We start from the raw sequence: 22,090 nt of genomic DNA on the forward strand, positions 1-22,090 counted from the left end.
AAGGAGGTGACCCGATGAATATTTGCTGCGAACAGGATGACCGCCGCGACGCCGTTCGATCCATTGCCGGACGGAACGGCCTGGACTACGTGGAAGTGTTGGACGACCAGCTGACCCTGCATGTGTATCTGCTGGGCAAGCTGCCCCAGGAGCTGAGCGTCAAGTCCCCTGCCCTGGTGAAGTACTTCCAGGTTACCGGCGGCCACCGGACCACGGGTATTCAAGTCACGAGCGTCACGCCAGTGCCCGATCCCGACCCCGAGCAGGACGACTTCGTGGTGCTCACGCTGGACCGGTATGGCGACTTTTCGAACTACACGCTGCACTTGAGCGGCGTGGAAAACATCGACCCGCGCTACGACCACGTCCGCTTTTCGTTCAAGGTCAACTGCCCTTCCGACCTGGATTGCGCGCCGGCTTGTAGCTGTGCGCCGCCGGAGCTCGACGAGCCGCAGATCAACTATCTGGCCAAGGATTATGCGAGCTTCAACCAGTTGATCCTGGACAGACTCGCGCTGCTGATGCCGGGATGGACGGAGCGACACGCGGCCGACCTGGGCATGGTCCTGGTCGAGTTGATGGCTTACACCGGGGACTACCTGAGCTATCACCAGGACGCTGTGGCGACGGAGGCTTATCTGGAGACGGCGCGGCAGCGTATCTCCGTCAGGCGGCATGCGCGCCTGGTGGACTACACGCTGCATGAAGGCTGCAACGCGCGTGCGTGGGTGCTAGTCAACGTGAGCGTGGATACGTCGATCCCGAAGAGCGCCGTATCGTTCCTGACCGGCTTGAACGACGCCTTGCCTGTCCGCACTCCGGTGCTTTCGTGGGACGATCTGGAAGGTGTACCCAGTTCCAGCTATGAAGTGTTTGAGCCGCTGACGGACGGTTCAACGGCTACCTCAAGCAACTTCAACTTTCTGGCCGCGCAGAACGATATCCAGTTCTACACGTGGGGCGAGCGGGAGTGCTGCCTCAAGCGCGGGAGCACCTCGGCCACGGTGCGCGATCCGCTAGGGGCGCTGCAGCTCAAGGTGGGCGATGTTCTTGTCCTGGAGGAAGTGATCAGCCCGACCACTGGGCTGACGTACGATGCCGATCCCAAGAAGCGTTGCGCTGTGCGGCTGACCGCCGTGACACCCGCGCAAGATCCTGTCTATCCGGATGACGCAGGAAAGCCTGCGTCGCTGCTGGAGCTGGAGTGGGGCAAGGAAGACGCGTTGCCGTATGCCTTTTGCCTTTCGGCGATAGGGCCTGCGCCTGGGTGCGCTTACATCGACAACGTTAGTGTGGCACACGGGAACGTTGTGCTGGTAGACCACGGCCAGACCCAGCCGCCGATAGATCTGGGACAGGTTTCGACCCTGAGCAGCAGTGCAACCTGCGATTGCGCGGGCGAGCCCTCGGACGTCCGCACGTATCCCGGGCAGTTCAAACCGACGCTTCCGGACAGTCCTGTTACGTATAGCGAGGCGCTCCCGACTGACGGCACAACAGTTGCTTCCGCAACGGCGCTGGTCACCCAGGACGAGCGCGAAGCTACGCCGCAAGTCACGTTGACTTCCGATCCCGCGCAAACCTGGACCGCGAAGAACGACCTGATCGAGAGCTCTCCTTCCGACAACGACTTTGTTGTGGAAGTGGACAGCGGCGGCTTCGCACACCTCCGCTTCGGGGATGGTGAGCTGGGCGCACAGCCTCCAGCCGGGATGACGTTCAGCGCGACATACAGGGTGGGCAATGGCACAGCTGGGAACGTGGGCGCGGAAGCGATCTCACGCCTGGTGCTGAAGGACTACAAGCTGGACGGCTCTTCCATCACCGTGCGGAATCCCCTGCCCGCGTCGGGCGGCATGGACCCCGAGCCGATGGAAGACGCAAAGATGTTCGCGCCAACGGACTTTCGCCAGGTGCTGCAGCGCGCCATCACGGCGGCGGACTACCAAACGCTGGCCGAAGAAAACAAGCAGCTGCAGGGGGCTTCCGCAGAGCTGGTGTGGACGGGCAGCTGGTACGAGGCCGACGTGGCCATCGACCCGCTGGGCACGGAGACGGCCAAGCCTACGCTGTTGAAGAACATCAAGACTTCGCTTGAAGCGTATCGCCGGATCGGCCAGGACCTTGCGGTCAAGGCCGCGCGTTATGTGCCGATCTACCTAGAGCTCGCGGTGTGCGTGGAGCCCGACTACCTGCAAGCGCATGTGAAGTCTGCTTTGCTGGATGTGTTCAGCCAGCGCAAGCTGGCCGGCGGCAAACTCGGCTTCTTCCACCCGGACAACATGACCTTCGGCGAGGACATCGACGTGAGCCGCATCGTGGCTGCGGGACAGGTGGTGCCGGGTGTGGAATGCGTGACGGTGAAGAGGCTGCACCGGCTGTTCGAAAAACCGAACCACGAGCTGCAAAACGGTGTGCTGCCGCTGACGAACGATGAGATCCCGCAACTCGACAACGACCCAAGTTTCCCTGAACACGGTGTGCTCAAGCTCGCCATGCGCGGAGGCAGATAGAGATGTCCAACACGAACTGTGGCTGTTCCGAATCCACGTGCAAGTGCTGCGAGGGTGTCAGCGTTTTGACGCCCGAGTCGGAGTACAACCGCCCGGGCCTGCCCGCGCTGACCTACCGGGCGGGCACACACGGATCGTTCCTGGAAACGATGAAGGCCCGGCTGGCCGGCCTGACCTTAAAAGCCGTCGGCAGCGATGGGCAGACGCAAACCACGTTCCGTCCGCTGCAAGGCTTGACCACGCGTGACGAGAGCGACCCGGCGATCGCGTTGCTGGATAGCTGGGCGACGATAGCCGATGTGCTGACTTTTTATCAGGAGCGCTTTGCGAATGAAGGCTACCTGCGCACCGCGGTGAAGCGACGCTCGGTGCTGGAGCTGTCGCGGTTGGTGGGCTATACCCTCCGGCCGGGCGTGGCCTCTTCGGTGTACGTGGCCTACACGCTGGACGACAACCAGACAGACCCGGTCACCATCCCGGCAGGCAGCCGCTCGCAGAGCATTCCCGGTCCGGGCGAGATGCCGCAGTACTTCGAGACAAACGACGACCTGCTGACGCGCAAGGAGTGGAACGATCTGGAGGTGCGGGCCACGCGGCCCCAGGTCATCAATCTCAGCAACGCGTTGGAGATCAACACTCTCTACGTAAGCGGGTTGACCACCAATCTTCGGACAGGCGATCTGTTGCTGCTTTCCTTCGGCACCGACGATTTCCGGAACGTCGCCCGAAGAGTGAAGTCGGTGGACACGCAGATGCCCAACAACGTGACGGTCGTGAACCTGCAGCCGCTATCGCCGGATGTGCTGGCGACGGTCCATCTCCTGGCGCAGGTGATTGAGGCAGTCAAGACCCTGGTCCCTGCTACTCCGGGCTCCACGAATGCTCCTGCGAATGCCACGCCCACCGCGAATGTTGCGGCACCAGCAGCCGCGGGCGCCGCGCAGGCAGGCAACGCCCCCGCAGCGCAGCCTCGCTCGCTTGCCGCTACGGCAGCACAGGCCCCCGCTGCGCAGGACGTTGCCGCGCCGAGCGCGGCGGCGCAGAGTGCGGCGGCGCAAAACGATGTTGCACAGAACGGCCAGGTCACCGAAGAGTTCGTGGCCGAGGGCGGTCCTACAGAAGTGATCGAAAAAGCCGAGCTTCTGCTGAACGATGTCTTCCTCGACATTCCGTCCGACCCAAACACATGGTTCACCCTGTTGACGGCCGCGGGCGGGTACTACGGTTCTTCTTCGGCCCTGCAAGCGATCCTGCAGAATTTCAACACTGCGGTCACGGCTGCACTGGCAAACCTGCCGGGCGCTTCTGTTCCCACCTATACGACGCCGGCCGTATTCGTTCCCACCCTGCTGAAGCCCGTGAACCTGCAACCGGCAAGCACGGCCCAGCTCAGCCGGACGATCCAGGTGCAGATGCAGGCGAACTCCGACGTGCATCCGCAACTGCTGCTCACCTTCGCACCTACGCTCGAAAATACGCTGTACCAGGCGTGGGAGAACGCCAATATCAAATCGATCTCCCCGGCGTTGCAGGGTCTCTATGCGGTGCGGGTTTCGGCGCCCTTGTTCGGCTCCTCGGCGCCGGCGTACATCTATGACCCGACAGCCACGTCCCCCTGGAGCGCTCCTCAAATCGACAACAGTGAAGCGCCCACAACGCTGTTCCTCGACCGTCCTTATCCGACGATCCTGGCAGACAGCATGGTGGTCATCCAGCAGCCGTACGGCAGCGGTATCAGGCGTGACGTGCGCAAGGTGGTGTCGGCGCAGACCACGCCGCGCACTGCATATGGCGCCAGCGGGAACTCGACGCGCATCGACGTGGACCGCCAGTGGTGGAATGCCGATGAGATGGGCACACTGCGTGGCACCTATGTCTATGGGCAGACCGACGAACTCACGCTGGCAGAAGAGCCCCTGCCCGATACGGTTTCCGGGTCTGAGATCGAGTTGGCCAACTTGTACAGAGAGCTCACTTCAGGGCGCTGGGTCATCGTTTCCGGTGAACGGGCCGATATCCCTGGGGTTTCGGGCGTGATCTCCAGTGAGCTGATCATGATGTCCGGGCTGGTGCATGGCACCGATGCGGATATTCCGAACGACAAGGTCCACACTACCCTGCTGCTGGCTACACCGACCGCTTACACCTACAAACGCTCGACGCTGACGATCTATGGCAACGTGGCGAAAGCCACGAATGGGCAGACACGCATGGAAGTGCTGGGCAGTGGAGATGCGACCCAGACCTTTGCCTCTCATGTGTTGAAGCAACCGCCGCTGACGTATGTGTCCGATCCCAATCCCACCGGCGTGAAGAGCACGCTGGCCGTGTATGTGAATAACGTGAAGTGGACGGAAGTTGCGACCATGGCAGGCGCCGGGCCGGCGGACCGCGTGTTCACGACCACAACGGACGACAACGCGAATACGACCGTGATCTTCGGCGACGGTGAGCATGGGGCGGTGCCTCCTACGGGCGTTCAAAACCTGAATGCCGTATACCGCAGCGACCTGGGCCCGGCGGGCAATGTGCGGGCCAGCCAGATCAGCATGCTGGTGAGCCAGCCGCTTGGCGTGAAGGGTGTCACCAATCCACTTGCGGCGTCCGGAGGAGCAGGGCCGGAGAGCCGCGACCGGGCACGCAGCAATGCGCCGCTGGCCGTGATGTCGCTGGACCGGTTGGTGTCTGTAGAAGACTATGCCAACTTCACCCGCACCTATGCAGGCATCGGCAAGGCGGCTTCGCGCAAGATCAGCAACGGGCAAAGGCAGTTGGTGCATGTGACGATCGCCGGTGCGGAAGACATTCCCATCGACACCACTTCAGATCTTTACCGGAACCTGCTGCTGGCGCTGCACAACTACGGGGACGTGGCCCTGCCTGTGCAGGTAGACCTGCGCGAGCTCAAGATCCTTGTGCTCAGCGTGAGCGTGAAGATCCTGCCTGCGTACAAGTGGGAGATCGTTTCGGCGGCCATCCGCACTGCGGTCCTGGCGGAGTTCGGCTTCGATGCGCGCGATCTGGGGCAGCCGGCGTTGCTGTGCGATCTGATTGCCGCGATCCAGAACATCGAGGGCGTCGACTACGTGGATGTGATCGCCTTTGGCGGCATTCCTGAGAAGGAGCCAGATGGCAATGGCGGGCGCAAGCTGCTCACGCTGGACGAACTGGCGACAGCGGCTCAAGACATCGCCAACTCACGTATTCCGAAGCAGGTTGCCGCCAATTTCGCAGACTTTGAAAAAGGCGGCATCCGTCCGGCCCAACTCGCGGCCTTTACGCCCAACGTTCCCGACACACTCATCCTGAACCAGGTGCTGTGAGGATTTCCATGACGACCTCGACTGCCACAACGTTTCCATCCACCGATCCCCGCATCGACCGGCTCTACAAGCTGCTTCCCTCGATCTATCGGATTCGCGACGCGGAGCAAAACTACCCGCTGCAGGCTTTGTTGCGCGTCATTGCGGAGCAGGTCAATGTTGTGGAAGACGACATCCTGCAGCTGTATGACAACTGGTTCATCGAGACCGCGCAGCCGTGGGCGGTGCCTTACATTGCCGACCTGATCGGCTATACGCCGGTGAGCACGGCCGGGTTGACTTCAGTGAGGGGGACGAAGCGGACCCAGGCGCTGGCGGAGATCCTGGTGCCGCGCCGGGAAGTCGCCAACACGATCCGCTACCGGCGGCGCAAAGGCACGCTGCTCCTGCTGGAGGACCTTGCCTATGACGTCGCTGGCTGGCCTGCGCGCGCGGTGGAGTTTTTAAAACATCTGGGCTGGAACCAGAACATCGATCACCCGCACATGGAGCGAGGGCACACGGTGGACGTGCGGCTGCTGCGCGAGTTGGAACGGCTCAATGGGCCGTTCGACCGGATGGCGCACACCGTGGACATTCGCCGCATCGACTCCGCGCGGACGGTGGGTCGTACCAACATTCCTTCGGTGGGGGTGTTCGTGTGGCGGCTTGGGTCTTATTCCGTGACGCGGTGCCCGGCGTACTGTGCGGAGGAGGCTGGACCTCACTGCATGACCTTCAGCCTGCTTGGGCAGGACGCGCCGTTGTTCATCGACCCGAAAGAAGGCCAGACACCGGGCGAGGTGACCACAGAGCTTAACGTGCCCATCGCGATCCGTCGCACAGAGTTCCTTGAGCAGAAGGCCGACCTGTATGGCGCAGACAAGAGCGTGTGCATATGGGCGGAAGGCTGGAACGGGCTGGATGCGGATACGCCCGTCCCCATTGACTGGATCGTGCCGGCGGACCTGAGCGGCTGGCAGTATGTTCCATGGCCGAAGACTGTGGCGCTGGACCCGCACACTGGACGCTTCGCGTTCCCGCCAAGTCAACTGCCGAAGAAGGGCTGCCGTGTGACGTATCACTACGGGTTCAGCGCGGGCATCGGCGGAGGTGAGTATGACCGGCCTATCTTCAACCCAGCGCAGCGTGTGGCCGCGGACTCGACGCCTCCACCGTTCAGCCTGTATCGCGTGGGCAGGGACCAGACGTTTCACCGCATTGGAGACGCGCTGGACCAATGGAAGAAGGACGCGCCGGTCGACGCGGTGATCGAGCTGACCGATACTACGGTATATGTTGAGCCGATCTATGTGACGCTCAACGAGGGACAGACCCTGCAGCTGCGCGCCGCCAACCGCACGCGGCCGGTGATCCGTCTGCTGGACTGGCAATCGGACCTGCCGGATGCGCTTTCGGTCACGATGGGGCACGGCAGCCGGTTCACGCTGGACGGCCTGCTCATCACGGGGCGCGCGGTGCAGATCACAGGGGCGGGCGATGAACCTCCGCAGAACGCGGCACTGCCTGAGTGCTCCGCGGAAGTGGTAATCCGCCATTGCACGCTTGTTCCCGGATGGGGGATCGACTGCGACTGCAACGCGAAGCGTCCGGCGGAACCTTCACTGGAGCTGTATAACGTGAGGGCGCGGGTGCGGGTGGAACATAGCATCCTGGGGGCCATCCAGGTCAACGAAAACTCAGTGACCTATGATCCCATTCCGATGAAGCTGACCGACAGCATCCTGGATGCGGTCAATCCGCAAGGCAGGGCGATCGGCGTGCCAGGCGGCGATGGGCCCGCGTATGCCGTGCTGACGATCCAGCGCTGCACGGCGTTCGGCATCGTGGACGTGCATGCCATCCAGCTGGCGGAGAACAGCATTTTCAATAGCTGCGTGAATGTGGCACGGCGGCAGCTTGGGTGCATGCGTTTCTGCTATGTGCCCGCAGGCTGCCGGACACCGCGGCGCTACCATTGCAAACCGGACGGCGTGATCCAGCAGGTGAAGGCGGAGCAATCCAACCTCGCTCTACAGGCGGCGGACATCGCCGCGGAAAAGCTGCGTGTGCAGCCGCAGTTCACCAGCACGCACTATGGCTCGCCGACCTATGCGCAACTGGCGCTGACGTGCGCGCCGGAGATCCTGGCCGGCGCTGATGACGAGTCAGAGATGGGCGCGTTTCACGACCTCTTTCAGCCGCAACGCCGCGCGAATCTGCAGGCGAGGCTGGAACAATTTACACCCGCAGGAATGGACGTTGGGATCATTTGGGGTAACTGACCGGACAGCAGAAAGCAGACCCGAGGCCGACAGCTTCGCAAGGAGAGATAAGAGATGAAAGACGACTTCACCCGAGACACTTTTGATCCGAGCAAACACTTCAGCCGGGTCCTGATGCAGCAAGGCAGAGTGACGCTGGACGCCGACCACAACGAGCAAACCGACATCCTGCTGCACCTGCTGCGCACGCTGACCCGCGATCTGCTCGGCCCCTATGCAGCGCCTTCCGCGGAGGGAGGATTCAAGCTGACGGCGAACGGGGCGGCGCTTACGATCAGCGCCGGCCGCATGTACGTCGACGGCATCCTGGTGGAGAACGACGAGGACTGCGATTACACCAAGCAGCTCGACTACCCGCTGCCTGATAACGACCCGCTGGCGACCGCGCTGCTGAAGACGCTCACGTCCAACTTCTGGCTCTACCTGGACGTGTGGGAGCGGAACATCACGTGGATCGAGGATGATTCCATTCGCGAGAAGGCCCTGAACGGACCGGACACCTGCGCACGCTCCAAGGTGGTGTGGCAGGTGAAGGCGATCTCGACCGATACGCTGGGCCAGACCACGGGGACGACCGACTCGATACAGAAGCAACTCAGCGTGCTGAAGCAGGAGCTTTCACAGACTGACAACGAGGACGAGCAGGAACAGATCGAGAGACAAATGCAGGTGCTCGAGCAACAGTTGGCAGGCGCCAGCCCTACGCAAAGCGTGCCTACTTGCGACGGCCCGCTTTCCCCGCTGAGTGGGCTGAGTATGGCATCCATGACGGCGCGGCTGGATCCTGGGCAACAGATCCAGGACCCGTGCCTGACCTCGCCGGCTTCGCAGTATCGCGGCGCGGAAAACCAGCTCTACCGGGTAGAGGTACACACGCCCGGCACGGCCGGAACCGCGACTTTCAAGTGGTCGCGCGATAACGGCAGCGTGGCAACCACGTGGCTGGGAGGCTCAGGCAATGACTTCCAGGTGGGGGCGACGCGCGGCTTCGCTTCCGGCTCATGGGTGGAGTTGGGGGACGACACGCTCGACCTGCAAGGACAGCCGGGGACACTGGTGAAACTGGCAAAGGTGGACGGCGGCGTGCTTTCGGTGAATTCTTCCACGCCTGCCTCGCTGACCGGCTGGAGCGACGACTATGTGAACCCGAGGATCCGCCGCTGGAACCAGCAAGCGTCCGACGCGCAGCAACTGGTGGCCGGGGCAATACCGATCACCGAAAGCCTGCCGAGTGCGCCAGTGTGGATTGACCTGGAGGATGGCATTCAGGTGATGTTCGCGCCCGGAGGCACGTATCGCACCGGCGACTACTGGCTCATTCCGGCGCGTGTGGCCACAGGGCAGATCGAGTGGCCGAGCACCCCGGATAGCAACAACAATCCAGTGCCCGATGCATTGGCTCCTGATGGGATCGAGCATCATTACGCGCCGCTGGGCTTCGTCAACTGGTCCAATGGCACCTTGCAGTTCCGGGCGTGCCGGTGTGAGTTTTCGCCCATCAACAGCTGCTTTGGGAAAGGCAGCATCGCGGCTGGCGCGCAACTGCTGAAGACGGCCAATACACGGGCGACCCTTTCCGCAGAAGTGCAGCGCACCAAACGGGTATCCAAAGCGAAATGAGGGCGGTGTGGTCGTTCTGGACGAAGCCGTTTCTGGCGGAGCGGCACAGTAGCTGGGCCAGTGAGCTGCACCATTGGCTAGCATGGGGGCTGTCTCTGGCGGCGGCCTCCAACCACTACCCGGAGACGGTGCTTGTGACGGATGACGCAGGCGCACGCCTGCTTGTCGACACGCTCGAACTGCCGTTTGCTCATGTGTCGACCGGATTGAACTCGTTAGGAAATGAGGACCCGGGCTGGTGGTCGCTGGGCAAGATGGAGGCTTACAGGCTTCAGCAAGAGCCTTTCGTTCATATCGACACCGACGCTTTTCTTTGGAAGCCCTTGCGGCCGGACCTGGAAGCTGCGGACGTCTTTGCCCAGAACCCTGAGCCCGTTGTTTACGGGCGCTCGTGCTATCACCCTGAAGACTTCGAGAGCGCGTTGGGTCGACCGGACAGCGGATGGATGCCGGCGGAGTGGGACTGGTACCGGCAGGCCTCGCTGGGGCACGGCCGGGCGGAGTGCTGCGGCCTCTTCGGCGGGAACAGGCTGGACTTTATCCACCACTACGTCTCACAGGCAATGCGGCTTCTGCGCCATCGCCACAACGTGCGTGCCTGGAGGAACTTCGCGGACAAAGACGGCAACATGATCTTGCTGGAACAGTATCTGTTGACAGCCTGCCTGGAGTATCACCGCTCCTGCGCCGACTCCAGCTTCCACGGCATCGACATCCGCTATGTCTTCCCCTCGATAGACGAGGCCTACACGGCCGAAAGCGCAAGCGAGGCGGGATTTACGCACCTGGCAGCCGGGGCAAAACGCGATGCCGAGGTCGCTCGCGATCTGCAAGACGCTACCGAGCGCGAGTTGCCCGAGTACTTCGCGCGATGTGTGGACATGGTGCGTACACCCGAAGCGGTCGCTTGCTGAAATAGCCCGAAGCGGCGTCGATCCCGTGCGTAATAGGACGAACCTAACGATCGCTGAAACACCTGAATATACTGTGGGTATTGTGCGAAGGCTTGAAGTGTTTTGCTGTGCCTGGATAGCTGTGGTCTTGTGTGCGGGGACGGCCTGCGGTGCTCAAGTCCGTGGGATGGCACCTGGACTATGAACCAGACCAAGAGCACCATGAAGCCCACGCCGTTTTCCCTTGAATAAGCAGAGGGGAGATATGTGCTGCATTACGACTACGTGTACACCTTCGCTTGTGACGGGGAAAATATTCCTCAGATTCCGGTCTAGCGGTGCGCTGCCGAGAAAGTCCGGGCAAAATGGTGTTGAACCTCTCCGTTCCGCCCCCGCATCAATCGCGTCGTGCGCGAACTTTTAAAAAACTCCGGAATGTCATGGTCTACTTCCGTGTTTGTCTTGGTGGAAAAGAACGTGAGTTGATGCGTGTGGATGGTAGCAATCAGAAAGTCTGCATAGACCTTGCCGTTGCGGATGGAGGCTAAGATATCCCGCTCATCTTTGCCGTCGATTCCGTTGTCCATTCCGCCCGGGTTTGGTCCGGCCTCAAACCAGTTGTCAAAGTATTTGAATCGGTCCGGTTCTGGAGTCGATGCCGACGGGGCTGCGACGTCATGCTGTAGATTGCGCCTGCAATCGTACGCATCTGGCTGAGCTGGTCCGGCGTGATGACCCACAAATTTCCCCAATGATACCCACATCCGTACCCGCAGAAAAGGCTGGCTGTCCTCGCACCAGCTGGCACCTCCTAAGACGACGATCCTCGTCCGCAAACAACCCATAGATTTCGATAAGTAATTTATTTTGCACAACTTGCATGGATCAAGAGGGTCCGAACAGGTGCGAGGAAGGATAAAGAAAAACGCGCCTCCCAGAGGCGTTTACATGCTTTTGGTTGCCCCCCAGGGATTCGAACCCCGATCGAGCGAGTCAGAGTCGCTAGTCCTACCATTGAACGAGGGGGCAATGCAGGGATGGTGCCTCTGCGAGGTCATGAGCTTTGGGAACTCTTGACCGCCTCTCAAAGTGTACTGTGTCAGTCGTTTGGGGTCAACGCAACGAGTTGGCGATGGCGTGGGAAGAGCTCCGGATGGATAGCTGACGCGATGCACGCCAGGCCTTCAAGGAGCGTCGGTGCTGGCGTATTCAGGTACTCGTCGGGGATGCAGAAGACGCTGCCACTTCGCACGGCGCGTAGAGGTTGCCAGTTACGCTGAACAACGACCTTTGCGAGCGGCACGCGGTTCCCTGCTCCGCACCACGCAAAGAGGAGGGTATCGGGGTCGGCGTCGGCGACCTCCTCAGGCGTGGTGTGGGTGCCGGGCGCCCCGATAAACGTGCCGCCCGCAGCCTCGATGAGTTCAGCGACCCAAGGCTGGGAATGGATCATAGGCTTTCCCCACTCCTCGCAGTAGACGCTCCTCGTGGGCGCAAATGCTACCTTCTCGCGCGTGGCTGCAATAGTCTGCTGCATCAGCCGGATCAGGCTTTCGGCTTGATCGCAGGCTTCAACCACACCGCCGATCAGGCGAATGTCGTTGTAGATGTCGGCCAGGTTGTGGGGTGCGAAAGCGAGGACGGGAAGGCCGGATTTCAGGATGGCCGCCAGCGACTCCATACGATACGGAACGCTGGCGACAACCAGGTCGGGGTGCGTGGCAAGGATCTCGTCCGTGTCGGCAGTCCAACTATCGTGGAGGACGGGAATATTTCGGGCGGCTAGTTCAGGGAGCGCCTGCAAGCAGTACTTCGTTACGGCGCAGAGTGTGTCGAGCTTGCCCAGCGCGTGGAGCGTCAAGGTGACTGAAGGCTGAAGGCTGGCTATCCGCATGCCTGCTGATTGTTACACCTGCTACGTCGCGTCGGCGGCTTCGCTGACGATGATGAGCGCACCATCTGCGTCGAGGATGTGGAACTCGCGGATCCCCCACGGCTTGATCTCAGGGGCGCGAGTGCGCGTTGGCGGATGGGTGGCGCTTACCTGTTCCCAGTAGGCGTCGAGGCCCTCGACGCGCAGACGAAAGGAGGTATGCCTTGCAGTCGACGCTAACGCTTCCGCATCAGCAGCCGGAACAAAATGGACACTCTGATCGAGAAGTCCGGCGACTCCGTATGAACCATCTTCAGCGACGAAGAGTGCGTTGAAGCCCAGATGACGGACGTAGAACTCTACCGCCGCCTTGACGCTGGCGACCGCGACGATCGGCGAAATCCCATGCACTACCCGTGGCTGACTCATGCTTCTCTCGGTCTGCCCACTTGACAAATAGTTAGTCCGCAGGCGAGCACAATTATCAGATATCTGGCCTGATTGCCTCCAGCCCACTCTAAGTCATTTAGAAACTTATATTTACCTGTAACCCTTTTAGATGCCTATAGTTACGAACAGTAGAGACAACTAAGGCGTTCCATATAAACGGGTTACGGCCAGCATCTAAACCCGCCTTTTTCCGCTCTACAAGATAATGCAGCTGCGAAATTACCGCGAAGCTATTCGACAGGGAGCTTAGCGCGATAACCATCGCGGGCAATAACCGAATACTTCAGAGGCTTCTGCTTCTCGTCCTGCATCTGGAGCGGATGGCCTTCGTTGTCGACGAGGAGGACCTTTACCTTGCGATAGCTGCCGTCGTTCTTGTTGTTGGTCGGCCGATAGGTAAGAACGTACTCGTTTCGAATGGAATCGTTGATCTGGGAGAATACGTCTGGCAGCGCGCCTTCGAAGATGGGGCTGAAGCTGAGGCCGCCCGTCATGGAGGCGAAGGTCTTGAGCTGATTCTGAGCCTGGAGATAGTTCAGGTCGCGGATGCCGCCGCTCATGCCGCCGCGACCACCGTACAGCTCATTTGAGAAAGCCCCCGTGCCGATCGTGAAGATGGTGACGTTGGGGGTGGCCTTGATCTTGGCAAGCATCTTGTCGAGGGTAATCTTCGAGAACGTATCGCGCCCGGAGCCGATCATGACAATGTACTTGCGACCCTCAATGCGACTGACACGATCAAGCGTTTCGTAGAGGGCGTCAAAGGTATTGGTATCGGAGAAGCCCGGGATGGTAAGAGTCTGCAGCGACTGGGCGACGATGTCCTTGTTATTGGTGAAGTCGGTGAGGATGTGGGTGCGGAGGTCGAAGGTGATGACAGCAATGTAGTCGTCTGGCCGCAGCGAGCGGAAGAAGCTGTATGAGGCGTTCCGCATGTCGTAGATGAGCCGGTAGCTGTTGGAGGCGAACTCAAGCAGCATAACGGCGGTGATGGGCGTTTGGGACATCCGAACGTTTTGCACAGGCTGCTCGACGCCATCTTCGAGCACGAGGAAGTTTGCGGGTTTCAGTCCGGGAACGAACTGGTGCGTCTTATCGAGGACGACATTCACATCAAGATTGACGATGGGCACATCGACGCGCAGGGAGTAGGTCTCGTTATTAGGGTTCTTGACCTTGGGAGCCTCGGGCGCGGCTGGCGGAGGCGGTTCGTCGGCGTCTTTCTTCTTCCGGAGGATGATGGAGCCGTTGTCAGTCTGAGGGCCGGCCTCATCAGTCGGCGGGTTCGCTGGGCTTTGCTGCTGTTGGCGAGTTGCAGCGGGCGTTTGCGCGTCTGCTGAAGCAATCGGCAGACCTGACGAGAGCAGAGCGAGGAAACAGCAGAGACCGAGCCGTACGGCGCGGCGGGGGACCGAAAGCGCGAGGGGAAGCGGGGTAGCTGCTGTTTGGGGGCTCATCATCTGAAACTTTACTCCGAATTCTGTGAGTCGGGCACGTCCAATGGAAGCGGCGTTTGGTGCTGAGGCGGGAACACTCTAGTCTGAGGATGTGAACAGGCCTTCCAGACAGACCCTCCAGAGAACTTTGGTGCCAGTCGGCGTTGCGATACTTTGGACGTTTGTGAGTGCGGCGACGTCATCCGGCGCGCAGTCCCCGAACGACGGGCCGCCGAAGGAAACGCGCTTTTTCCCATTGGCTGAAATTAAACGCGGGCAGATGGGTGTAGCGTACACGGTGTTCGAGGGGGTGCTGCCAGAGCCGATGCAGGTGGAGATCCTAGGCGTGCTGAAGGACTCGCTGGGGCCTGGGCGTGACATGATCCTGGCCCGCCTGCATGGCACGAAGCCGGAATACACGGGCGTAGTAGCGGGGATGAGCGGCAGTCCGGTGTATATCGACGGCAGGCTGGTGGGTGCTCTAAGTTACCGGATAGGGCAGTTCAGCAAGGAACCGATAGCCGGAATAACACCCATCGCGGAGATGCTCGATGTACGCGATATACCGGCGGGACCGCGGCCAAAGGTGGATGGCCAGCCCGAGATGCAGGCGATGGAGACCCCGCTGATGTTTTCGGGCTTTAGCCAGCAGACGGTGGATCTATTCGGGGACCGGTTCCGGGCTTTGGGGCTGACGCCGGTGGCAGGGCTTGGTGGAGCGGACGCTGAGACGAAGCAACCGGAGCCGCTTATTCCTGGATCAGCGGTAAGCGCGATCCTGGTACGCGGAGATCTCTCGGTCTCGGGGACGTGTACCGTCACGTACGTTGACACGACACGGCTGCTGGCCTGCGGTCATCCGATTACCCAGAATGGGCCGGTCTCGATGCCGATGACCAAGGCGACCGTTGTAGCGACGCTGCCTTCCCCAATGAATGCCTTCAAGATCGTCAATACGACGGAGACGGTAGGTTCATTTACGGAGGACCGTGCCTCGGCGATCCTCGGCCGATTCGGTATAGCAGCGCGAATGATCCCCGCTGTGGTCGAGGTCGTGAACGCCGGGAGCACGAAGGTCTTCCACTTCGAGGTGCTGGACGACAGGCAATTGACACCGTCGGCCATGTTGAGTTCGGTCTACCAGACGATGCAGGGTACGAACGCCGCTGCGGCCGAGCAGAGCTACCTGTTGACGGGGGAACTTACTGTAGCTGGACAGCCGGGCGTGAGGCTGCTCGGCATGATGGCTCCAACTGGCCAGAATACCGGTGCGATCACAACGGCGCTCTATATCAACGACCGGTTCAGCAAGATCTACGAAAATGCAGTTAATCAGCCGGTAGTGACGGGACTGAAGCTGCGGTTGGAGGTCCAGCCAGCGCGGCGAACAGCGGTCGTAGAAGCGGCACGGCTGAGCAAGGTAGAGGCTCGCGCCGGTGAGACGATTGAGGTCGAGGTGACCCTGCACCCCTACCAGGCGGCGGCCAGGGTGGTTCGGGTGCCTATAACGCTTCCTGCAAGTCTCGCATCGGGGACGCTGCGCGTGGTGGTGAGCGACGGCGCAAGCCTGGACAAACTTATGACGGGGAATGGAGTGTCGAGTCATGCTGTCGGACTGGCTGACACCGTGGCAGGCATGAATCGGATGCACGAGAACGATCGCGTCTACGTGACGCTGCTGGCCCATACAGCGCAGGCGGTACTGGAGACGAGGGCGCTTCCGGAGATTCCACTTTCGATGGCGAACGTGCTCGAACCCTTGAAAAATGATGCAGGGATGCAGCTTACGGGGGAGAGTGCTGTGGAGCTTGGATCGGCAGAAGCCGGCTACGCGGTTACGGGATCGCACGTACTGCGGCTTCTTGTGAGGTAGCGACAGACAGATTGCGCAAATTGATGACTTGTGCAGGTACGAAAGTGCCTAAAGTGCTGGGGATTCTTCTGCAAAACTGTTTCTTAAGGTGTTGTAGCATCAGAGAGTTCGTGGGCGGTCTCGGCCGCACGCCAAGAGGGAAAGACTTCAATGAATGAAATTCATGGTTTAGCCGTGCACGCGGCCGGTGCACAGTTGCTGGCGTACAAATATGATGCTGGAGAGTTGAAGCCGAATGAGGTGGAGGTACGCATCTCGCACTGCGGCGTTTGCTTCAGCGATATCCACCTGATCGACAACGACTGGGGCATTAGCAAGTATCCCTTTATTCCCGGCCATGAGATTGTCGGGACAGTAACGGCAGTAGGTTCCAGTGTGACGGATCGTGCAGCAGGCGAACGCGTTGGCATTGGCTGGCAGGCCGATAGCTGTGGCGTTTGCGAGTGGTGCCGCCAGGGCGATGAGCACCTGTGCGCAAAAGCACAGCCAACCTGTGTGGGCCGGAATGGCGGCTACGCGGACAGCGTACGAGTGAACGCGAAGTTCGCTATTCCTGTGCCGAAGGTCCTTGAGAGTGAGAATGTAGCCCCGCTTCTTTGCGCCGGAATCACGGTGTACAGCCCGTTGCGCAACCACGGTATTCGTCCTTCATCGCGTGTGGGAATCATCGGGATCGGTGGTCTGGGACACATCGGATTGCAGTTTGCGAAAGCATTTGGCGCTGAAGTGACCGCATTCTCGACCTCGAAGGATAAAGAGGAAGAGGCAAAGACGCTGGGCGCTCATCACTTCGTCAACACCCGTGACACGGGCGCACTGAAGAAGATCGCAGGCTCGTTTGACTTCCTGCTCTCGACCGTAAGTGCCGATCAAGATTGGCAGGCGTATGTGAATGCCCTTCGCCCCAAGGGAACGATCTGTGTGGTGGGTGCTGCACCTTCGCCGTTGCAGATCCAGGCGTTCTCGCTCATCAGCGGACAGAAAGCAATCTCAGGTAGCCCGACCGGCAGTCCGCGCGACCTGCACGAGATGCTTGATGTTGCAGCGCGACACAACGTAAAGGCCATTACGGAGAAGTTTGCGATGGCGAAGGCAAACGATGCGGTCGCCAAGGTGAAGAAGAACCAGGTTCGGTATCGCGCGGTGCTGGCAAATTAGTTAGGTTTGAACCAGTTAGAGAATGGGCGGTAGCTTCGGCTGCTGCCCATCGTTTTTGGGAGTCGTCCATTAGACTCAAAAGACGATGGTGCGAAGGTTTTTTACTGGATTGACGATGCTGGCGGGGCTGGCATGCGGGGCGATGGCGCAGGGTACAAAGCTGTGGAGCGTCGACCGGTACGAGGACCTCGCGAAGGGAACGTCCGAGGGCGTCGCAATCCGCAGCGATGGCAGGCTTGAAGCAGGACCCGCGACGTCGCTACTCGCCGCGACAGGTGGAAACTACGTCTGGTCGCTGACCGCGGATGCTGCAGGCAATGGCTATGCGGGCGTAGGCGGGACATCTGCTGGATCGGCTGCCGTGCTGAAGATTGGTCAGGACGGAAAGACGAGCAGGATCTTTGAAGGAAAAGAACTGGGTGTTCAGTCGGTACGCGTGCTGACGGATGGCACGGTAGTCGCTGCCACCTCTCCGGATGGAAAGGTGTATCGAATCCCGGCTGGCGGTGGCGCCGCGACAGTGCTGTTCGATGCGGCGACCACGGCAGAGAAGCCGAAGTATCTATGGGACACCGCGGAGATTGGCGACTCGCTCTTCATCGCAACGGGTGCGCCTGCCGCGGTCTATCGGGTGCCGGTTAGAGGCGGAACGGCCGAACTACTTTTCCGGACGACAGATCAACACATTCGCTGCCTGATGGTGGCCAGGGATGGGGTGCTCTGGGCGGGCTCCGATGGGGCAGGTGTGATCTACCGGATCGCGACAACAGCGCGGGACGCGAAGCCGTTTGCCGTCTACGCTGCGCCCAAGCGAGAGATTACAGCGTTGGCGATGGACGCGGCGGGTGTCGTCTACGCGGCAGGGGTGGGAGCGAAGGGGCCGACTTCGCTGGCTCCGCTGCCAGTAACGGGCAACGTTGGGGTAAGCCTCACCATCCTGCAGCCTGGGTCGGCCAGCGCTGCGAGCGCGAACACGGTGATTCCTGAAGGCTCCGAGGTCTACAGGATCGGCCTGGATGGTGCTCCTTCGAAACTGCTCGCGCTGAAGGATGACGTTGTCTATGGGCTGGCGTTCCGAGGAGAGGCTCTGCTGGCGGCCACCGGAAATCGTGGCCGTGTGTACAGGGTAGACACCCAGGTGCCGGGACGGTTCACCGACGTGGCACACCTCGAAGCATCGCAGGGAATGGCGTTTGCTGCGGTAAAAGACGGATTGCTGGTGGGCACAAGCAATAGCGGGAAGGTCTTCAAGCTGCGGGATCGCCTGACCTCTCCTGCGGTGTACACGAGCGCGGTCTTCGATGCGCAGGGATTCTCACAATGGGGCCGCGCCGAGGTGCGATCCGAAGTGCCGGCAGCATTCGATTTGTATGCGCGGAGCGGCAATGTCGAAAGCCCGCTGATGGGCTGGAGTGAGTGGATGAAGGTTGCGCCGGGAGCAGCGTCGATCGGCGTACCTCCTGCACGCTTTGTACAGTGGCGAACAGTTGTTCGTGAGGGCGGAACGATTGGTGCAGTCGCTCTGAATTACCTGCAGGCTAACACCGCACCTGTGGTCGACGAGATTGCTGTACAACCGGGGACGCGTGTGGCCGTGGGTACGGGATCGGCTCCGGCAACGACGATGCAGATCAGCTTTCCGGCTCAAAACTCCTCGACGCCTGTACTGACGTTCCCTATCGAAAGCGGCACAGGACCACTGACCGCACAAAAGGACAAGACCGGCGTGACGGTTCGCTGGGCAGCGCACGATGACAATGGGGACGACCTGATGTTCGCCGTCTTCTACAAGGGTGTAGGAGAAGCGAACTGGCACCTGCTAAAAGACCGCATCTCCGACCGGTTCTACAGCTTCGACGCTTCCCTGCTGCCTGACGGAAGCTACACGCTGAAGGTCGAAGCGAGCGACGCGCCGGTCCATACGGATGCCGCATCGCTGAAGAGCGAGAAGGTAAGCGACGTGTTTGTTGTAGATACGACGCCGCCGATGCCGGGCGCGTTTGCAGCGACAGTAGAAGGGACGAAGGTGCGCGTCAGGCTCGAGGTTCACGATGCTACCTCACCCATCGCCCATGCCGAATACTCGATCGACGCCGGACCGTGGCAGTACGTCGAGCCGGTCGGGAAGGTGTCCGATGCAATGACCGAGCGGTACGATTTTCTAGCCGCGATTCCAAATACAACGGCGACTGTTACAGACGCGAAGGAACACCTGGTCGCTGTGCGCGTGTATGACCGGTATGAGAACGTCGTTTCTGTGAAGACGGTCCTGAGATGATGGCTGCGCTACGGTCGTGGTTTCCGAAGTACCGGCAGGATCTGCTTCTGCTGGTCGTCGACCTTGTAGGAACATCTGTGTTCGCAGTCGAGGGTGCGATGACAGCGATTCGGGCGGACCTCGACCTGCTGGGGCTGCTGGTTCTCTCATTTGCCACGGCGCTCGGCGGTGGCGTGATCCGCGATGTGCTGATCGGTGCCGTGCCCCCGAACAGTATTCGCGACTGGAGGTATGCTGCGACGGCGCTCACGGGTGGCGGTGCCGTGTTCTTCTTCTACCAGTACGTGCAGCAGGTACCGACCGGGCTGATGGTCACGCTGGATGCGGCTGGGCTTGGGCTGTTTGCCGTGGCCGGTGCTGGCAAAGCGCTGGAGTACGGGATTCATCCCCTGCTCGCGATCGTCATGGGAGCGATCACAGGCGTGGGCGGTGGCACGGTGCGGGACGTACTGTTAGCGCGCGTTCCAGGGGTGTTGAACTCGGATGTGTACGCTTCAGCAGCGCTCGCTGGTGCGATCGTCATGGTGCTGATGATGAAGGTCAAGCTGCCACGAGGCTTAGCCATGAGCGCAGGTGGCAGCGTATGTTTTGCGCTGCGGTTGATAGCTGTTTCGCGTCATTGGAACCTTCCACGCGTGATGGCTCACTGAAAGAAGAAGAGTAAGCTGAGGGTCGGATGCGGTTTGAGTTCTTCATAGCGGCGCGGTATCTCCGGGCAAAGCGGCGGCAGGCAATCGTGGGCGTGATCACAACCATCTCTGTGATCGGCGTTGCGGCCGGCGTAGCTTCGCTGATCATCGCGCTGGCGATCACGAACGGGATGCGACGAGACCTTCAGGAGCGATTGGTTGGCTCGACCGCGCATGTAGACCTGATGCGTGTAGCCGGGGACGGCATTCGTGATTGGCAGCCTCTGCTGCAACGCCTGCGAAGCCTGCCGCATGTGACGGCGGCCGCTCCTGGGCTATATGGACAGGTACTGATCTCGCGTGGAGCACGGAGCGGCGGCGGCCTGATTAAAGGGATCGTCCCCAAAGATGAACGGACGATCGGGAATCTCTTGCAGGCCGTAAACGATGGATCATCCGAAGAACTGTCGGCTCCCCTTTCAAGTGATCCTGCCGGTCAGCAGGCGTTGCCGCCGATCGTTGTCGGCAAGAATCTCGCAGAGACACTGGGTGCGAAGGTTGGTGATACCGTGCTCGTGACAAGTCCGCAGGGAGAGTTGACGCCGCTCGGCCTGGTGCCGCGCTATCAGCGTTTTCGGCTTGTGGGGATCTTCAGTTCGGGTTTTTACCAGTACGACTCCAGCTACGCATTTCTGCGACTGACGGACGCCCAGCGACTCTTCTCGGAACCAGACCTGATCTCCGTCATCAGCTTCAAGGTCGATGATCTTTACCACGCAGACACGATTGGTCGCGCGATCGAAGCAGCCGCCGGCAAGGGCTTTCAGACCACAAATTGGATGGAGCAGAATCGCGAGTTGTTCCGGGCATTGAAGCTTGAACAGGTGGTAACGTTCATCGTGCTTGCGCTGATCGTGTGTGTGGCCGCGCTCAATATCCTTATCGCGCTCACGATGATGGTAATGGAAAAGACACGCGACATTGCGGTGCTGATGAGCTTCGGTGTACGAGCCGAACAGGTGCGGAGAATCTTCCTCTTGCAGGGTTTGCTCATTTCGGTGATCGGCACCGTGCTTGGGCTGATTGTCGGTTATGGGCTAAGTTGGGCTGGCGGTCACTATCAATTCATCAAGCTGGATGCGGCAGTGTATTCGATCGATTATCTGCCATTCGCGCCCAGGGTGGTGGACGCGCTGATCGTTGCGGGCGTGTCGCTAGGCGTCAGCTTGATTGCTACGCTATATCCAAGTGCGAGTGCAGCGCGCGTGCTGCCTGCGGAGGCTTTGCGCTATGAGTGAACCACGGTTAAAGTACGGGCAGTTGGCACCGGAGGGGCTGGCGAAGATGACGGCGCTGGAGCACTACCTGAACGCTGAGAGCGGCCTCCATAAGGTCTTGTTGGACCTGCTGCGGCTTCGAGTGTCGGCCATGAATGGATGTGAATACTGCATTCGACTGCATACGGCGGAGCTGCGGAAGCTGCTTGAGACCGGCGAGCAGATTGATGGCCTGGCAGAATGGCGAAGCTCATCGGCTTACACCGAGCGGGAGCGAGCGGCGCTGGCCTGGGCCGAGGCCCTAACGAACATTCAGGATGGGCATGCGCCGGACGCGATTTACAACGAAGTTCGTGCTCACTTCAGCGATGTAGAGACCGTCAATCTGACGCTGGTGATTACAACTATCAATGCCTGGAACCGGATCGCGATCGCTCTTGGTTCCCACTCGAACCGCTCGGAAGTGACCGCTTGAGCGAGCCACGGGTACAGTTCCGCCACGA

At 60.6% G+C, this 22,090-nt stretch carries 15 protein-coding genes and 1 tRNA gene; 11 read left to right on the forward strand and 5 right to left on the reverse strand.

Annotated elements, in window-relative coordinates:
• Positions 1-14: 14 nt before the first annotated feature.
• Genes OHL20_RS02530 through OHL20_RS02550 form a run of 5 tightly spaced genes read left to right on the forward strand, consistent with a single transcriptional unit; the run spans position 15 to position 10,634 of the window.
• Positions 15-2,513, forward strand: coding sequence for a putative baseplate assembly protein (locus OHL20_RS02530; RefSeq protein WP_263381646.1), 2,499 nt, complete (start codon positions 15-17; stop codon positions 2,511-2,513).
• A 2-nt stretch (positions 2,514-2,515) separates the two neighbouring features.
• A complete protein-coding gene (locus OHL20_RS02535) occupies positions 2,516-5,836 on the forward strand; it encodes a putative baseplate assembly protein (RefSeq protein ID WP_263381647.1) in 3,321 nt (1,106 codons plus the stop codon).
• 8 nt (positions 5,837-5,844) lie between these two features.
• Positions 5,845-8,100 carry a hypothetical protein gene (locus OHL20_RS02540; protein WP_263381648.1) on the forward strand — a complete coding sequence of 752 codons (2,256 nt, stop codon included), beginning with the start codon at positions 5,845-5,847 and terminating at the stop codon, positions 8,098-8,100.
• Between the two features lie 54 nt (positions 8,101-8,154).
• Positions 8,155-9,720, forward strand: a complete 1,566-nt coding sequence (locus tag OHL20_RS02545) for a FlxA-like family protein (RefSeq protein ID WP_263381649.1) — start codon at positions 8,155-8,157, stop codon at positions 9,718-9,720.
• 5 nt (positions 9,721-9,725) lie between these two features.
• The gene (locus tag OHL20_RS02550; protein ID WP_263381650.1) at positions 9,726-10,634 is read left to right on the forward strand and encodes a DUF6734 family protein; all 909 of its coding nucleotides are present in this window, start codon (positions 9,726-9,728) and stop codon (positions 10,632-10,634) included.
• Positions 10,635-10,945: 311 nt separating this feature from the next.
• Here OHL20_RS02550 and OHL20_RS02555 read toward each other — a convergent pair whose 3' ends face one another.
• The 5 genes from OHL20_RS02555 to OHL20_RS02575 all read right to left on the reverse strand — a co-directional run bounded on the left by OHL20_RS02555 (position 10,946) and on the right by OHL20_RS02575 (position 14,396).
• On the reverse strand, positions 10,946-11,353 hold the full coding sequence (locus OHL20_RS02555; protein WP_263381651.1) for a hypothetical protein: 408 nt from the start codon (positions 11,351-11,353) through the stop codon (positions 10,946-10,948).
• Positions 11,354-11,568: 215 nt separating this feature from the next.
• Positions 11,569-11,642: transfer RNA gene (locus OHL20_RS02560), tRNA-Gln, on the reverse strand.
• 70 nt (positions 11,643-11,712) lie between these two features.
• Complete coding sequence (locus OHL20_RS02565; RefSeq protein WP_263381652.1) at positions 11,713-12,507, reverse strand: ABC transporter substrate-binding protein; 795 nt, start codon at positions 12,505-12,507, stop codon at positions 11,713-11,715.
• A gap of 21 nt (positions 12,508-12,528) precedes the next feature.
• Positions 12,529-12,915, reverse strand: coding sequence for a VOC family protein (locus tag OHL20_RS02570; RefSeq protein WP_263381653.1), 387 nt, complete (start codon positions 12,913-12,915; stop codon positions 12,529-12,531).
• Between the two features lie 251 nt (positions 12,916-13,166).
• Positions 13,167-14,396 (reverse strand): VWA domain-containing protein, encoded by a 1,230-nt coding sequence (locus tag OHL20_RS02575; protein WP_263381654.1) that lies wholly within the window; start codon positions 14,394-14,396, stop codon positions 13,167-13,169.
• 127 nt (positions 14,397-14,523) lie between these two features.
• Here OHL20_RS02575 and OHL20_RS02580 point away from each other — a divergent pair, with 127 nt between their 5' ends.
• The 6 genes from OHL20_RS02580 (at position 14,524) to OHL20_RS02605 (ending at position 22,062) form a co-directional block, all read left to right on the forward strand.
• A complete protein-coding gene (locus OHL20_RS02580) occupies positions 14,524-16,245 on the forward strand; it encodes a SpoIVB peptidase S55 domain-containing protein (protein ID WP_263381655.1) in 1,722 nt (573 codons plus the stop codon).
• A 150-nt stretch (positions 16,246-16,395) separates the two neighbouring features.
• Positions 16,396-17,403: an NAD(P)-dependent alcohol dehydrogenase gene (locus tag OHL20_RS02585; RefSeq protein WP_263381656.1), complete on the forward strand. Its 1,008-nt coding sequence runs from the start codon at positions 16,396-16,398 to the stop codon at positions 17,401-17,403.
• An 85-nt stretch (positions 17,404-17,488) separates the two neighbouring features.
• Complete coding sequence (locus tag OHL20_RS02590; protein WP_263381657.1) at positions 17,489-19,681, forward strand: fibronectin type III domain-containing protein; 2,193 nt, start codon at positions 17,489-17,491, stop codon at positions 19,679-19,681.
• Positions 19,678-20,331 carry a trimeric intracellular cation channel family protein gene (locus OHL20_RS02595; protein ID WP_263381658.1) on the forward strand — a complete coding sequence of 218 codons (654 nt, stop codon included), beginning with the start codon at positions 19,678-19,680 and terminating at the stop codon, positions 20,329-20,331. The genes OHL20_RS02590 and OHL20_RS02595 overlap by 4 nt, the downstream gene beginning before the upstream one ends.
• Before the next feature lie 26 nt (positions 20,332-20,357).
• Entirely contained in the window at positions 20,358-21,608 is a 1,251-nt protein-coding gene (locus OHL20_RS02600; protein ID WP_263381659.1) for an FtsX-like permease family protein, read from the forward strand.
• The gene (locus tag OHL20_RS02605; protein ID WP_263381660.1) at positions 21,601-22,062 is read left to right on the forward strand and encodes a carboxymuconolactone decarboxylase family protein; all 462 of its coding nucleotides are present in this window, start codon (positions 21,601-21,603) and stop codon (positions 22,060-22,062) included. Before OHL20_RS02600 ends, OHL20_RS02605 begins: the two co-directional genes overlap by 8 nt.
• The last annotated feature ends 28 nt before the right edge of the window (positions 22,063-22,090 follow it).

Origin of the sequence: Granulicella arctica (assembly GCF_025685605.1) — a bacterium.
Taxonomy (GTDB): domain Bacteria; phylum Acidobacteriota; class Terriglobia; order Terriglobales; family Acidobacteriaceae; genus Edaphobacter; species Edaphobacter arcticus.